Genomic DNA, 16,339 nt, shown 5'->3' with positions numbered 1-16,339 from the left:
ATTATCGCGCTTCTGAAATGAGTTTTGCGAACCTTTCATATGCCACATCGTCAGCTACATTATTAATTGCCCACAGATATCCGGCTTCTGCATACTTCTTCTGTAGACTCGGTTCATCTAATAACTTCTTTAAATGATCGTACACAAGCCAATATGGAGTTACCATCCATGCCTCGGTTACATTTTCAGATAAAGTTGTTTCTATCTCAGGGTCTGCCGAAGTCAACACAGCACATGAGTTTGCCAAGGCTTCCATAGTAAAGACTCCGGGCATAAATGCATAGAATTCATTTAAAACGATATGTGCTTGCTTTAAGTTATCTAAGATTACTTGATGTGGAACATTTATTAATTCACGATACTCAAACTCATATCCCTCTTGCTGTAACTTTTTAATTGCCGCTCTTACTAAAGGCGTCCCTTTGATTAAGGGCGAAGATGGACCATGCACAATAACTGGCTTAAAAGTACCTACATACTTACCAAGATTGAGGCTGAATAAATTTTTATCTACAAAATACTGACAAGGAAGCGTTTCACTTGTCATATATGACATCTGATCCATGGGTGGATTGAATATAAAGTCTGCATATTTATCAGAAGCTAAAGCAAGTTTATAACGTCTACACTCAGCCTTCGGACTAGCTAATGCTGGATTCGTTATAGCTTGATAGGTTGTCAAAACGTCAATTCCATTTTTTGCTGCATATTCATTAAGTAGTTTAAAAGAACGAATTTCACTCCCCCCGTAGTAACAAACGATTGTCTTTTTTTTGCATTTTAGAAATTTAAATTCCCACTCACGACCATCATCGTAGAAACTACAAAATCCCGAGCTGCCTAAATAAATAAAATTATTGTGGTCTGCAGCAAGCTTCCCCAATAGCCAAGGCCTAACCAATAAAAGATTGAAAATTTTGAACCGATTAGAGGTTGAAAAATCATAATCATATTCAAACTTATAATACTTATTCTTCTCAAAGTTAACCGAGATGCTATTTGGAAGCGCACTTGCTAAATTATAAAGCATGCTGGCTGTCTCAGCGCCTGCTATCACCCATTTTCTCTGAAGTGAGTATGGAAAAAATAATTTATAAAAATAAAAGCTAAACAAAACAATAGCTTGCTGTGTACGAAAGAAAGCTCCTTTGACATAAGCTCTCATTTCAATGCTGCTCCTAGCGCTACTTTATCTGGAAAGTTAACCAGGACCCCCATATCTTTAGCTTGGTAAACCACCATATTTCCTAGGCCTACTGCAGATACACGTCCTTCCTTCACAACTTTTGCAATGCTATCAATACTATCGCATCCACCGTTTGCAATAACCGGTACAGATAACACATCAGTTGCTTGGCGATACAAATCGATATCAAAACCACTCCAACATCCTTCGTTGTCAATATCCGTAAGTAAAATTTCACCTGCGCCGAGGTCTTGCATATACAACAGCCAATCTACTAAATTCCTCGGAGTCTTCCGGCTACCGCAACCGGTCATCACAAACCGTCTTTTGAGCCAATCCTTCTTCACATCCACAGAAACAATGACAGCTTGCGAGCCATATTTCTCCGAAATTTGCTTCACTAAATTAGGGTTAGCGTGCGCGGAACTATTAAGAACAATTTTTTCAAATCCCATAGTAAACAATTGTTCGGCTTGGCTTAACGAGTTAATACCTCCGCCATACGAAAGCGGCATAAAACATTCGTTAGTAATGGTCTGTAATAATTCAAAATTAGGCGGCTTATGGTTTCGACTTGCAGCGATATCTAAAATACAAAGCTCATCAACTTCAAGTTCATTGAATATGCGAACTGTGTTTATCGGATCACCAATATACCGAGGGCTTTTAAAACGTTTGGTTTTGACTAACACTTCACCTTGGAGCAGCAGGCACGGAATAACTCGAGTTCTTAACATTACATTTCCGAAAAGTTTTTAAGTAGTCGCATTCCAAATTTGTGGCTTTTTTCTGGGTGGAATTGAACCCCCATAATATTATCTTTGATTATCCCACAATCGAACTTCAACCCATAATCACATGTCATCAAAGAGTTCTCTGATGAGTGAACTTCGACAAAATATGAATGCACAAAATAAAAACGGACTTCGTCTAAATTCTGAAATCCGTCTACCAAAGAACATTGACGTTCGAAATTGGAGTTAACGACATTCCACCCCATATGTGGAACTCGATATTCCCTCTCAATTCGGCCTCGAAATGCTTTCGTTTCTGCGTCAATATAGCCTAATCCCGCTAGTTTCCCTTCATCTGAGCGAGCTGTTAGTAACTGCATGCCTAAGCAGATGCCTAATACCGGAACTTTCTCTTCTAACGTTTTGTAATCAAGAACTTCTCTAATACCACTTTCATTGACTTTGGTCATTGCGGCGTCGAATGCGCCTACTCCAGGTAGAAGAATTTTTTCGGCATCTCTTATTTCGTCTAGGTTACTCGTAACTTTGCTCTCTACACCAATATACCTAAACATATTGGAAATAGAGCCTAGATTTCCCATGCCATAATTAATAATTGTGATCATTTTGCATCGTCTAGTGGGAAACAATATTTTAAATAGAAACTGGTTGGAACCAGTTTCGCTTTAACAAGGATTTTGAACAAAGGTCGTAGTCTCTCAAATCGCTTTTTATAAGTTTTGAAATCTCTGAACGTTCGCTTCTCCCCCTGAACGATGTCAGTTAAGTCTTGCTCGGTTAAATTCAGACGTTTCCTTACATAGTTTATCAATTCAGGGTCAGCTATCACCGGCTGTCGATAAATCTCTAATGCGTCTTCTTGGCTCATTTTACCGGCACGAACATCAGCTGAGAGAGTCCAGTTTCGATTATCGATATTGAATTTCACTGGATTATAATAAGTATGCAAAAACGCCGCCGAACGGTTTTCTAAATGGTGTCCCCCATAATATTGCCAACCGGTGCGTTCAATAAGTAATTCTCGAGCCTGTTCTTTTGAATAATCTAGGTACCATAATGGACGAATAAACTTCTGTCTATAAACTAGCGCCCATTTCATAAACTGAAAGAAGGTCATATTGGGGTAGGTTCTTAATTTCTTTAAGCGGCCGTACTTCTTGTGAATGTCTTTGATATACTTGCCATCAAAATAGTTTTTGCCCATTGGAGAAACCCCTTCAGCAACAAATGAATGCCCTTCAAGGATATATTTCACCCCGAATTTTGCTGCTGTACTTCGGATTACTTGAACAAAGCCGATATCGGTTGACGCATCAAACTCCGGAACACCTGCAAATAGGAAGGAACGAAATAAGTCTTCTGATTCGCGGTTGTCCAAAACATGCGTATAAAGGTCTATCTTTAATGCACTTGTCACTTTTCGAATATTCTCAGTGGCTATTGCGCTGTTCCATGTATTGTCATAATGAACAGCTAATGGTCTGAGGCCCCACTCAAGTGCTTTTATTAACAAATATGAGGAGTCTGTACCACCGCTTACACCAATAACACAGTCGTATTTTTTGCCTTTGCCATCTTTTTTAATTTGCTCAATAATCGACATTAATACTTGTTCACCCTCGGGTTGCCCAGTACTAAAATCAACTTTCAGTTGTTCGACTTGTCGGCAGTAATTGCAAACTCCTTCAGCGTCGAATTTGATAGCTGGTACGTGCTCATCATAAATACAGGTTTTGCAAATCTGAACTTCTGACATTATTTAAAGATATCCCTAAAACTATTTTATTTGACGTTGGTACTACCAACAACTCGACATGGCGTTCCGAATGCCTTTGCATTCGACGGTATGTCCTTATTAACTAAACTATTAGCACCAATTATCACACCGTCACCTATACGCACACCTTTTTGAATAATCGTGTTTGGTCCGATATAACAATTTGAACCTATATAAGTTGAATCTTTGGCAATTGGAGACTTGCCGCCGGAAATTGATCTAGCGACTGTGTCATGTGTGTATATTTGAACACCTGCGGAAATAGAGCAGTTCGATCCGATGACTAATTCACCACCGCTTCCGTCTAAAATAGTATTCGGCCCAATCCAAGTATTCTCACCCACCTTCACTGTGCCTAGTACAAGCGCCGAATCATAAATACTTGTTCCACTACCGAACCCTAAATAGCCAGCCTTCTCCCACCGGTCACTTAAATAATCACCAACAGGAAGAACCCGGTTAAACTTCTTACGAACTTTTAACCGAGTTGATTGCAAAGACCTTTTTAGCCACCATAGAATCAATTGCGCATCACTTCTTTAATTTAAACTGTCTGATAACGCCTGTACGACTTTTATCGCAGTATTTCTGTCATAAATTTCACAGAACGGTAACGCTAAACCTTGAGTAAACAACTCATGACCAACTAAAGTTGTGACTTGGCTGTTATCGACTGTTGGATAAATATTTAACGTTGTTAAAGACTGTGCACCCAAACTCGATTCAACGCCCTGAGCACGCAATAACGTAATAATCTCATCACGATTGTATCGGCGATCAAGCACAATCATAAATGTTTGCCAACTATGTCCACTATTGGTTTCAGGCAATCTTATTTTGCCTTCGACTACTAACGGCTGAAGTAACTCAATATAGTCTCTCGCTAGAGTCACTCTTCTTTTCAGCCAGTTTTCAAGCTGTTGTAGCTGGTGACGCCCCAAAGTTGCCTGAAAGTTGGTCAGACGATAATTCAAACCTGGGTAAAAAAACTTCATTCCCTTGTCAGTTCTCTCCATACCGTGATTTCGAAACCGACGAAGCTTGTCGGCTAATTCAGCATTATTCGTAACAACGAGCCCCCCCTCGCCAGTAGTCAATGTCTTACGAGGGTGAAACGAAAAGCAACCGATGGTTCCGATAGTTCCCATTTTCCTGCCATCACGAGATGCTCCAATTGCGCATGCCGCATCTTCAATTACTGCTAACGAGTGTTCATTAGCTAATTCAACAATCGCGGACATATCTGCTGGGAATCCAAACTCATGAACGGGCATAATTGCCTTAAGTTTCTCCGGACCCTGCCAATTCCTGACTGTGTCTCGTAGTTTTTTTATATCGATACAGTAATTCTCACGATCGACATCCACTACAACTACTCTAGCTCCGCATACAGCTACCACATTGGCGGTAGCTGGATAAGTGAAATCGGGAACAATAACAGCGTCGCCAGGACCAATCTCGAGCGTTAATAATGCTAAATGCAGAGCGGCGGTGCCATTCGAACAAACCAAAGCATGATTAACATTAAGATAAGTCGCAAGCTCCTTCTCAAACGCTAAACATTCTTCACCGTGCACTAATTGACCAGATCGAATGACCTGATTCATCGCGTCTATAGCATCTTCACCTATATTTGGAGTAGACAACTTAATCATGTTATTCGCTCTTAAAGAAATCGCTGAGCTCTGGAAGTGATGTTAAGTTACCACCAATCCACTCAGCAGTGCGTTTTAGGCCTTCCTCAAGATCAACTTTTGCTTCAAATCCGATTAAATCTCGAGCCTTATAAACTTGAGGAATTCGTAACTCAATATCAGCTGATAGCGCATCACGGAAAATAATCTTTGACTTGCTTTCTGTTACGCGACAAACTGTTTCGGCAAGTCCAAAAATCGTTGTTACAGCGCGGCTGTTACCAATATTAAACGATTCACCGACAGCATTTGGATGCTCAAGACAACATAAAACGCCTTCAACCATATCATCGACATAACACCAGGCTCTAATTTGAGTACCATCACCGAAAATCATGAGGTCTTGATTTTGAAGGGCCTTGCGAATAAAAATCGATAGCGCGCCTTCACCGGTTTGACCTGGACCATATACATTGAATGGACGCACTGTAACTGTCGGTAACCCATATTGATCATGATATGCATGAGCTAAATGCTCGCCTGCAAGCTTCCCAACTGCATACGTCCAGCGAGCTTCACCCACAGCACCAGTACTCGTTTGGTGGCGCTCGTCCACTTTAAAAGCATGGCTACCAAACACTTCTGATGTGGAAAACTCAACAAAACGTTCGATGCCTCCCACCTGGTGCGCCGCTTCTAGCGCATTTGCTGTTCCAAGCATATTAACGCGCATCGTTAAAACAGGTTGTTTAATAGTGGACTCAATACCAGCGATCGCAGCGGCGTGGACTACTAGCTGATGTCCTTGCATTGCTTCTTTCAATTGATCAAAATTCAAAACATCACCTCTCACCTGAGTTACATTCGGGTGATTAGCATATGGCGTGTCTTTTAAAGTATTGCGCGTGTAATTATCGTAAACTGTAATTTCGTTATCGTCAGCAAGACGCGAGATCAACATGCTCGCAATAAAGCCCGCACCGCCTGTAATAAAAATTTTTTTCCCTTTAATCATAGCTCTCTCAATTTTTCTAAGTTTAAACCTAACCTTTTACGGCAGTAACGATTGTTTCGACATCATCAGACATCATATATGGATGCATTGGAATACTAAAAACTTCTTTAGCTAGTTTTTCAGCGATTGGAAAGTCACCTTGTTTATACCCTAAGCCTGCAAATGCCGTTTGCATATGCATGCAAGTGCCATAATAAATATTGCTAGGTATTCCCAAATCTTTTAACTTCGCCATGATTGTTTCGCGACTAGGGTGCTTCAACGTATACTGAGCCCATGAACTAACATACCCCTCTGGGACCGTTGGCGTTTCAAAATGAACAGCTAACGCTTCGGAGTATTGATTCGCAATTTTATTGCGTGCTAACAGTTCACTTGGAAATGCATTCAACTTTTCGATAAGAACGGCTGCTTGGAGTGTATCAAGCCGGCTGTTAAGACCAATACGCACGTTGTCGTATTTATCTTTACCTTTACCATGTACACGCAATGAACGGCACAATGCTGCGTAATCATCATTATTAGTCATGACGGCACCGCCATCGCCATAACAACCTAACGGCTTAGCCGGGAAAAAGCTCGTTGTTGCTATATCCCCAAAACTTCCAGCTTTTCGATTGTTTATGCTTCCACCAAAACCTTGAGCCGCATCTTCAATAAGCTTCAAGTTATATTTATTCGCAATCTGCTCTAGCGCATTGTAGTCAGCAGGTAAACCAAATAAGTCCACAGCGATAATCGCTTTCGGATCTAGTTTACCTTCTTTTAACACCTCTTGTATCTGAGCTTCAAGATGCTCCGGACTCATGTTAAATGTGGCTTCATCAGAATCTACGAATACAGGCGTTGCTCCCGCCAAACCAATTACTTCAGCCGTTGCAAAGAATGTGAATGTAGGACAGAAAACTGCATCACCTTGTTTTATGCCAAGGGCCATCATAACCAGCTGTAATGCATCAGTTCCATTTGCACAGCTAATCACATGTTTTACGCTTAAATACTCTGCAAGTTGATTTTCAAACTCTTCGACTTCAGGTCCCATTATATAGTTACCTTCAGCTAATACTTTGGCTATACGGCCATCAATTTTTTCTTTCAAAGCATTGTACTGTGAAGCCAGATCAATAAATTGCATCATATACTTAAGCGCCTAAAGATATTTTTGAAATAGAATTGCCATTTAAAATGTACTTTGCCCCAGTATGCTGGCAAATCACCTCACCAGAGCCAGTTAGTGGTAAATCAAGTTGCTCACCAAATTCACTCATCCAGCCTATCTGTTTCGCTGGAACGCCAACCATTAGTGCGTAAGCAGGTACGTCTTTGTTGACAACTGCACCGGCCCCTACAAATGCAAACTCACCAACCGTAATTCCACAAACTATTGTGCAGTTGGCACCAAGAGTTGCGCCTTTTTTTATTAAGGTGTCGCGATACTGGTCTTTTCGTTCAATTAATGAGCGCGGATTATATACATTTGTGAAGACCATACTTGGTCCACAAAATACGCCTTCTTCCAGGTAGACATTGTCGTAAACCGAGACATTGTTTTGAATCTTACAATCGTCCCCGATTTTTACACGGTTACCTACAAAAACGTTTTGACCAAGCGAAACACCTCTACCTATTTCCGCGCCTGCGCACACATGAACGAAGTGCCAAACTCGACTGCCATCACCAATTTTGGCGCCTTCATCAACGATCGCCGACTCATGCTTGCTGTAACTCATATTGAATCCACTTGTTGATTGATCAGCAACCGCTCTAGCATCGGATGTTTCTCTTCATCGGTTGCCTTTGACGGTTTCTGGTTACGAATTGATTCGACGGTTTCTACACAGTGTCGAGCATCTTCAATTCCATATCCACGGCCAGCAAGAATTTCTTGGTAACTCACTGTGTGTAAATCAGTAAAGCCTTTAGAAAACTCTAGTTCCTCGCCATCGCAGGTTATCGTTCTATATGTACTTTGCTTGCCAATAACAGACTCGGGTAAATCATTCGCATCAATCGATAAGAACCAACGAACTCGCGCTCGTTCGTATTCTAAAAATCCAGATGCTTTCATGTCATCGCTAAAATGCAACACATTCTTCTGAAGTTTTCCGAAAATAAAGTGGAGCATATCGAAAAAATGAACGCCGATATTCGTCGCGACTCCAAATGAACAACGAGGATCGCCTTTCCAACTCTCCATGTACCATTTACCACGAGATGTCATGTAGGTTAGCTCAACATCATGTTTATGATTTTGAGGACTGCCTTCAACTTTTTTCTTTAGATCAATAATGGCCTGATGATGACGCAATTGAAGAATATTAAACACCCGCTGACCGGTTTCCTTTTCAACCAAAGCTAATTCATCAAGATCTGCACTAGTCGGCACTAGTGGCTTTTCACAAATGACATCACACCCCAGTCGAAGACCGGCTGTAATATGTGATAAATGCATATGATTTGGTGTGCAAATCGAAACATAATCTAACTTACTATCAGCATTTCGCTTTAGGCGCCAAGCATGATCGTAAAAACGTTCAAAGTCAGTAAAAAACTCGCTAGCTGGCGAAATGCTATCGATAACTCCAACCGAGTCATTAATATCATAGGCAACACTTAGATTATTACCTGTATCTTTAATAGCGTGCATGTGTCGTGGCGCGATGTATCCAGCTGCGCCAATCAGAGCAAAATTCTTCATTAGGCTTTTACCACTTTTCCATTAACGTGACGATATTTCCCACGTGAGTCGACAATAATTTGAGCATGTTCATAGATAAGTTCATAGTCGAACTTATCATGATCAGTTGTTAGAACCACTGCGTCAAACGAACTTAATGTAGCCGCAGTCAATTCAACACTATTAAGATCAAAGCTATGTTCGCGCATTTTGGGGAACTTTGGAACGTGAGGATCGCTATAAGCAACTTCAGCACCTTTTGCCTGAATCAGCTCCATAATTTCAACGGAAGGCGATTCTCGCATATCGTCCACATTCTTTTTATAGGCAATACCTAATACAAGAATTTTACTTCCTCGTAGCGATTTATTTTTATCGTTCAATGCATCCATGAGTTTACTGACGACATAATCAGGCATCGCTTGATTGACTTCACCTGATAACTCGATAAAACGAGTGTGAAGTCCGTACTCACGCGCCTTCCAAGTCAGATAAAATGGATCAATTGGGATACAATGCCCCCCAAGACCAGGACCTGGGTAGTATGCTGTAAATCCAAATGGCTTTGTTTTCGCTGCATCAATTACTTCAAAAATATCAATACCCATTCTATCGGCAACAACTTTCATCTCGTTGACCAAGCCAATATTTACAGCACGGTGAATATTTTCTAGAAGTTTTGTTAACTCAGCTGCCTTTGTGGAACTTACTGGGACAATTTGATCAATGGCTTGCTCGTATAAAGCAATACCTATTTCTCTACACGCTTCAGTGTGGCCGCCGACAACTTTAGGAATGGTACGTGTTTCAAAATTCGGGTTGCCCGGATCTTCACGTTCTGGAGAGTAAACCAAGAAGATGTCTTCTCCAACTATCAATCCATTCTCGGTAATTCTCGGAAGAAGAATTTCCTCGGTCGTGCCAGGATAAGTTGTACTTTCCAACGAAACAACCTGCCCCTTGCGTACATATGGCTTAAGCATGTCAGTCGTGCTTACAACGAATGACATATCCGGTTCTCGGTATTTATTCAATGGCGTTGGTACACAAAGAATAAGAGCATCACACTCTGCGACTCGAGAAAAATTACTTGTAGCTTCAAATCCATCTTTTCTCGCGCGTAATACTTTTTCGTCAGCGATGTGTTCAATCCGACTATGCCCTCTGTTTAGTTCATTGACTTTCTCTTTGTCAATATCAAACCCCAATACTTTGAACCCAATATCTGAATATCTTAATAGTAACGGCTGCCCGACATAACCGAGACCAAGTATGCCTATAATACCTTCTTTTCGTTTAAGTTTTTGCAACAGTTCCGTTTTCATCTCTAACCCTATATCTAAAATATGAAAATTAATTTTTAAGACATTAAAACTTTAAAATCGTCGAGCGGAGCAAGACAAAAAAAGCCCCAAAAAAGGTACCAAGTGCGGTCGCTACGATTACAATAAGAGAGCGTCTTGGCTTTACTTTCTGCTCTGGAGCTATTGCTGGATCAATAGTTTGAAATATGTACTCAGGTCGAATGTTTGCCAACATCATTGTTTGAGTCTGTTTTTCTATCAGCTCGAAAAAGACCTGTTGCATATTACTCAACGAAGTCTGCTTAAGTTCGTTCGCAAGAAACTCTAGACTACGCTTCGCTTCGTTTATATCACGCTTTCTCATTTCATCATTGATATCCATGACCAAAAGCTCTACGAATCTTTTTGCAAAAATAGGTGACTGATGATGAATTGAAAGTCTAATAAGGCCGCTTTCTGGCTCTCGCGTTATCGTCAACAAGTTGTTTCTTATATGGTTGACATACTCCCAGCTTGTAGGCTTCGCTTGTTGAACCCAAATATCTTGTTGCGAATCATATATTTCTTCATTAAAAACAAGGCCTTGATTTGGGCTCCATTCTTTAACTGCCATTATTTCGCGCAATATTTGATGTTTCTCAACAAACTCCGTCAAAAATCCTCGAGATTTTAATATTTCCAATGCAATTGTTGTCTTGTCAGCTTGGTTGCCCCCAAGGCTAAGTCCTGCGAAGCTCGCCAGACCACCCAAGCCACCTACCATTCCTGTAAGCCCACGACCTTGACTATCTTCCGAAGGGGCAAGTAACACTTCGGACTTATATATATTGGGTAAACTCAAAGCACAGCTAATTGAGCCGATCGCAAATAAAAATGTAAATGCAGTAATAATCCATTTACCGCGCCACAGCATGGTAAACAGTTCACGAAGGTCTATTTCGTCATCTGCTAACGGGCGATGTTCTATTTCGTTAGTCATAACTGTTCAATTTCCCTTATTAAATTGCAGCCAATGCTGCCAATGCCACACCAATCTGATACACAATCTGAGTGGCTTGAGACCATACTGTCAACCCGTCTTTATACTGCGTATCCAATGGCACCACTATGGTATCGCCAGGTTCTAGTCGCTTATCATTTCCTAAACCGAACCAGCCGCCATCACCTAACATTTGAATACTGCCGTTTGATTTCACAATAAATATACGTTCCTCGTCGGCTTTTTTACGAATCCCGCCAGCGCGACGAATATAATCTTGTGCAGTTAGGCTACCGTCGTAAACGTACGAACTCGCCATTTGCACTTCACCAATAATATTCACGGTATTGCGACGGTTCGGTATGACGAGTTGGTCTCCGTCTTTTAATTCAATATCACCTGATACACCACCCGCTACAATTTGTGGTAAATCAATAATGAGTCGCCCAACTGGTTCTACATTCATCAAGTCAGTTAACAACTGACGGGTTTCATCGTAGCTGCGAGTATTATTTTCGGCGCCAGTAATTGCATTCGTCGCAATCTCTTGCTGCAACTGCTGCGCCAATACACGCATGCGCTCTTTCTCAAGCGTCTTCAATTCTTCGCGAGTGAATATTGCACCTTGAGGGAATGCATAGTCCGTAAACCCACCGGCGCGCTCAACCAAGGCTGATAGTGTTTCACCACGACGCACGGTGTAAGTTCCTGGGAATCGCACCTCGCCCTTAAGTGTCACTTCAACCGTGTTCTGCCATTCCGGAATTTGGAATACGTGCAAACTATCGCGCCCTTTCAACTGCACTTGTTCAGTACCCGCGAGACTTTCGCGTAAATTGACAGTGACGTAGCTTGTTTGTGTTTGCCCATCAACGATTGATGAACGAGTTACCTCAGCACGATCTAAATATGCCGATTCTTTAAAGCCACCGGCGGCTGCAATTAAATCCATCTCACTGGCATTTCTAGCTAACGGATAAATACCCGGATAGCGTACTTCACCGGTGACACTCACAATTGGTAATTCACGGTTATAGCTAAACTGATTGCGAAGTTTCGCTAAAATTGGCTCTAACAAATTGTTACGTGAATACAACGCGTATTCTTCAATTTCATCGCCTTCTTCAATTTCAGAGCGCGCAAACAAGCCTTGTAACTTTGAGGCAACTTCTGATTCGCCAAAAATATCTTTCTCTTTGTCTTCTTCCTCAACACCGGCAAGCTCACGATAATATTTCTTTCGGTATTCACGAAGCAGTTCTTGACGTTCTTTACGTTCTTTCTCGCTTTCGTTCAGTATCCAATCACTTAACTGAAGTTTTTCGTCCGCTACATTCTCGTAACGCGAGAAAATAACAATCTGATCGCGTGGCTTAAGTTCTAAGTTATCTTGAGGTTGCCCAGAAACTGCTCCCGCCACGTCAAACTGATACACATCGATATCACGGCGCAAGTTACGTTCGCGTACAACAATGCCATAGCCTAAATCAGCGCTGCTCAGTAAACCGCTACTCACATTTTTAATAATCTGGTTGACGCGAATACCTTCGCGCCACTCGTAATAACCTGGGCGCGCCACAGCACCAACAAGCATGATGCTTTGGTTCATTTCGCTTGATACGGCATTAATCTCAACTTCATCGCCATTTCGTAGTTGAATGGCGTTTGCTGCATCTAAATCGACCGTTTGAGTAATACGCTGACTGCCATCAATACGTTTCACTCGAATTGCATCGGTATAAGCGCCGGCCTTGGTGCCACCGGCAAGTCGAATCACATCCGTTAAACGACGCTCATTCTTCAATTCGTAAATTGCAGGGCGTAACACTTCCCCATACACCCGAACCATGTCGCCACGAGGAGGAATAAAAACAATATCGCCTTGTTGCAACAGTCGGTCGCCTGAGGCATCGCCTTTAATCAAGAAATCATATAAATCAAGTGTCGTTATTGTTTTACCATCGCGTTTTAATTGAATGTTACGCAGTGATGCAATATCAGAAACGCCGCCGCTGACAATCAACGCCTGCATAATGGTGGTGAGTGAACTAACGGTATAGGTGCCAGGTTGATAGGCTTCACCCATCACATAAATTTGAATACTACGCAGCTCGCCCATGGATACGGCAGCTTGCATACCAATCATTCGGTTGGCGACTTCACTGTTGATCAGTTCCTGAACATCACTAAAACTTAAGCCAGCAACTTGAATGGGGCTTAATTCAGGAATTGTAATGCGACCTTGGCGGTCAACGGTGAGTTCATAATTTTGGCTCTCTTTGCCGTACAACTGAATACTCACCGTATCACCTGAACCCACGGTGTAATTGGACGGCACCGGTGCATAGCTCACCGGAGCAAATGTTGTTGGCTTACCTGCAAATAATTGGTAACCAAATGGCTGCAAACTTTTATCGCTCACATCGAACTGCTTTTCGAGATCTTCTGGCGTGGTCTGTTGCTGCTTTTCATTGGCACTATCACGCGCTTCCATAATTTCAGGAAATTCTTGAGCGGCGGCGTTTGAACCACGATTACTTGACCCGCCTTGCAGCAGGCTTACATCAAAACCATACTGTCGCGCTAACATTTCTTGTTGCGCGCGAGGTAGCTTTTTAAACTGCTCAATTTGTGCTTGGCTGATGGCTTGCGCATTTGCCGTTATCAACGGGTTTGTCGCAGCCATCATCCATAACGATGTTGCCATGGCGGCGGTGAGAAGTTGTTTGATAATGCCTCGCATTATCTGCTCCTTATGGTTCGTTTATCGCGTACGTTTATTAAAATTATGTGTCAGACACGCTACCGCCCGTAGTTTGCGGTAAACCAATGCCCGATATACGTTCAGAAATCTGGAATAATGCAGAGTATGTAACGAATAATTACATGCGCAATTATTATAATTTTGTGAATAATACTACCATGCGCTGGTGGTTGTGAATACCGCTGAACCACCTTTACACAAGTGTTTGTTGGTTATTTAAACAGTCGAATTTATTGATTAAGAATTAACCCTGATTTTTCTCAATCTGCGAGTAATCCACACTTGCACTAACCTGTTGATTTAACCAATCTAATAGCACGATACAGCGGCTTGCGCCGTCTAACTTTATCACTTTCGCTAAGAAGCCTTTGAATGGTCCATCATTTATGGTGACTTTGTCACCTGGCTCGGGTGCTGACTTTAATCTGACTGAATGTTGTTCGTTCAACTTTTGTAATTCAACAATAAGTTCATCATTAACCTCAGCCAGTTTTTGCCCAAACCTTAATATGCTAAGTACGCCGAAGGTATGTTTAACTTTATGAAGGTTTTCTAGCGTATCGGTTAACTGTATAAATAGGTAGCCGGGAAACATTGGTTCGTCTATGTCCACACGTTTACCGCGACGCACCTTACTTGAAGTAAGCATCGGTAAAAATACTTGAATGTTTTGGTTTTCAAGATTCTGAAGCGCGCGTAACTCTTGACGGGGCTTTGTTCGAACAACCAGCCATGGCATAACTTATTACATCCGTTTAATAATACTGTCGGTGCTCGGGTCAAACGTTTCTTGAGCATTCCCATCAATCACTTCAAGAATTTCAACCGCGCATTTTTTACCTTTTTCTACGCCCGGCTGATCAAAACTATTGATGTCCCAAATAACACCTTGCGTAAATACTTTGTGCTCATAGGCTGCTATCAAAGCTCCGAAACTTTGCGGGGTTAACTCATCAACGTAGAGCAAATTGGTTGGGTGCCCACCAACATATGCGTTTCGTGGATCTTGGTGACTTTGAAAGCCTTCCCACATTAGCTTGCGATGCGCTAAGCAGTTACTTACTGCGAGGCGTTGTTGTTCACGCAAAGAACGTTGAACATCTTCACTGAAATTAGGAGCTTTTCGGTGTAATACGGCTATAAAGTCGGCCGTGAAGCTATCCCAACCTTGATGTAAATGCTGGAAAAAAGCGTGTTGTCCATTTGGCCCGTAACCGCCCCAAATGATTGGCCCTGTTGGCGTGGTAATTGATTTATTATCATAGCTAGCCTGTTTGCCATTACTCTCCATGTCCAGTTGTTGCATGTAGCTGGGTAAATAACGCAAACGGCCGTCGTAGGGAAGAATCGCTAAATTATTGATCTCGCGTACTTCACGGTTATACACCCCGATAAGCGCCAACAACAAAGGGATATTTTCAAGCACCGGAGCGTTGGCAAAGTGGTCATCTATCGCTTTTGCACCATCTAGCATTTTACCAAATTGGTTAGCACCTACGGTTAAGGCTATTGACAACCCAATAGCTGACCACAAGCTAAAACGGCCGCCCACTGAATCGGCAAAACTGAGCTGTTGTGCTGGCGGAATACCAAAATCCGTCATGGTCTGATTATTCGCACTTACGCCAATCACATGGCGTTCCAACCATTGTTGTTCTGTTAGCTTTGATTTCGTCCAAGCTTTGACGGTGTTGACGTTGGCAAGTGTATCGATAGTGCCAAAACTTTTACTGGCAATAATGAATACGGTTGTTTCTGGGTCAATGATTGGCAGCACCGCATAAAGCTGACCACCATCCATCGAGCTCACAAAATGAGTATGTAATGTATGTAGGCTATTATCGTCAGCAAATTCTTTTAACGCAAACGAGCCCATCATGGGGCCTAAATCACTGCCGCCAACACCAATATTCACCACGTCGGTTATCACTTTCCCCGTAGCACCCAGCCATTGACCACTGCGCAGCTGGCGTACAATTTCAGTGAATCGATTTTTACCGTTGCCGGCTTTGACCACGTTATGAATACTACGGTTTAAGCAATGACTCACTTTACGGTTTTCGGTTTTATTTTCGAATTCGCCGTTCAGTAGCTGGTGCCTTAACGATTCAAAGTTGGCTGGCAGTTTCTTTTGTGCAAACTCTGCTAGCTCGTCAGGGCTTAAGCCTTGAAAGCTATAATCGAGATTCAAAAGTTCCATTTCAACACTGTAAACAGACGATGCTGGATTGTTGTTTACCATGATTAC

15 protein-coding genes are annotated in these 16,339 nt (G+C 42.0%); all 15 read right to left on the bottom strand.

The features are described 5' to 3' along the window. Position 1: 1 nt before the first annotated feature. Positions 2–1,165 (bottom strand): glycosyltransferase, encoded by a 1,164-nt coding sequence (locus tag CWI82_RS02990; protein ID WP_130202623.1) that lies wholly within the window; start codon positions 1,163–1,165, stop codon positions 2–4. Then, positions 1,162–1,923 carry an AglZ/HisF2 family acetamidino modification protein gene (locus CWI82_RS02985; RefSeq protein WP_130202622.1) on the bottom strand — a complete coding sequence of 254 codons (762 nt, stop codon included), beginning with the start codon at positions 1,921–1,923 and terminating at the stop codon, positions 1,162–1,164. Before CWI82_RS02985 ends, CWI82_RS02990 begins: the two co-directional genes overlap by 4 nt. Then, the gene (hisH, locus tag CWI82_RS02980; protein ID WP_130202621.1) at positions 1,923–2,546 is read right to left on the bottom strand and encodes an imidazole glycerol phosphate synthase subunit HisH; all 624 of its coding nucleotides are present in this window, start codon (positions 2,544–2,546) and stop codon (positions 1,923–1,925) included. Before hisH ends, CWI82_RS02985 begins: the two co-directional genes overlap by 1 nt. Continuing rightward, positions 2,543–3,697 (bottom strand): N-acetyl sugar amidotransferase, encoded by a 1,155-nt coding sequence (locus tag CWI82_RS02975; protein WP_130202620.1) that lies wholly within the window; start codon positions 3,695–3,697, stop codon positions 2,543–2,545. Before CWI82_RS02975 ends, hisH begins: the two co-directional genes overlap by 4 nt. Before the next feature lie 26 nt (positions 3,698–3,723). Beyond that, positions 3,724–4,242 carry an acyltransferase gene (locus tag CWI82_RS02970; protein ID WP_130202619.1) on the bottom strand — a complete coding sequence of 173 codons (519 nt, stop codon included), beginning with the start codon at positions 4,240–4,242 and terminating at the stop codon, positions 3,724–3,726. A gap of 15 nt (positions 4,243–4,257) precedes the next feature. Next, positions 4,258–5,373: a DegT/DnrJ/EryC1/StrS family aminotransferase gene (locus CWI82_RS02965; RefSeq protein ID WP_130202618.1), complete on the bottom strand. Its 1,116-nt coding sequence runs from the start codon at positions 5,371–5,373 to the stop codon at positions 4,258–4,260. Position 5,374: 1 nt separating this feature from the next. Then, positions 5,375–6,367: an NAD-dependent epimerase/dehydratase family protein gene (locus CWI82_RS02960; RefSeq protein ID WP_130202617.1), complete on the bottom strand. Its 993-nt coding sequence runs from the start codon at positions 6,365–6,367 to the stop codon at positions 5,375–5,377. A 28-nt stretch (positions 6,368–6,395) separates the two neighbouring features. Further along, positions 6,396–7,505: a DegT/DnrJ/EryC1/StrS family aminotransferase gene (locus tag CWI82_RS02955; protein WP_325049915.1), complete on the bottom strand. Its 1,110-nt coding sequence runs from the start codon at positions 7,503–7,505 to the stop codon at positions 6,396–6,398. 4 nt (positions 7,506–7,509) lie between these two features. After that, positions 7,510–8,097, bottom strand: a complete 588-nt coding sequence (locus tag CWI82_RS02950) for an acyltransferase (protein WP_130202616.1) — start codon at positions 8,095–8,097, stop codon at positions 7,510–7,512. Further along, a complete protein-coding gene (locus CWI82_RS02945; protein ID WP_130202615.1) occupies positions 8,094–9,065 on the bottom strand; it encodes a Gfo/Idh/MocA family protein in 972 nt (323 codons plus the stop codon). Before CWI82_RS02945 ends, CWI82_RS02950 begins: the two co-directional genes overlap by 4 nt. Then, complete coding sequence (locus tag CWI82_RS02940; protein ID WP_130202614.1) at positions 9,065–10,369, bottom strand: nucleotide sugar dehydrogenase; 1,305 nt, start codon at positions 10,367–10,369, stop codon at positions 9,065–9,067. Before CWI82_RS02940 ends, CWI82_RS02945 begins: the two co-directional genes overlap by 1 nt. Before the next feature lie 43 nt (positions 10,370–10,412). After that, a complete protein-coding gene (locus CWI82_RS02935; protein ID WP_130202613.1) occupies positions 10,413–11,327 on the bottom strand; it encodes a Wzz/FepE/Etk N-terminal domain-containing protein in 915 nt (304 codons plus the stop codon). Between the two features lie 19 nt (positions 11,328–11,346). Further along, a complete protein-coding gene (locus CWI82_RS02930; RefSeq protein WP_233340180.1) occupies positions 11,347–14,070 on the bottom strand; it encodes an SLBB domain-containing protein in 2,724 nt (907 codons plus the stop codon). Positions 14,071–14,335: 265 nt separating this feature from the next. Further along, a complete protein-coding gene (gene rfaH / locus CWI82_RS02925; RefSeq protein WP_130202612.1) occupies positions 14,336–14,830 on the bottom strand; it encodes a transcription/translation regulatory transformer protein RfaH in 495 nt (164 codons plus the stop codon). 6 nt (positions 14,831–14,836) lie between these two features. Then, entirely contained in the window at positions 14,837–16,333 is a 1,497-nt protein-coding gene (pgi, locus tag CWI82_RS02920; protein ID WP_130202611.1) for a glucose-6-phosphate isomerase, read from the bottom strand. Between the last annotated feature and the right edge of the window lie 6 nt (positions 16,334–16,339).

This window comes from Pseudidiomarina tainanensis, from assembly GCF_004214835.1.
GTDB lineage: Bacteria > Pseudomonadota > Gammaproteobacteria > Enterobacterales > Alteromonadaceae > Pseudidiomarina > Pseudidiomarina tainanensis.
This window is presented reverse-complemented; position numbering and strand designations above follow the sequence as displayed.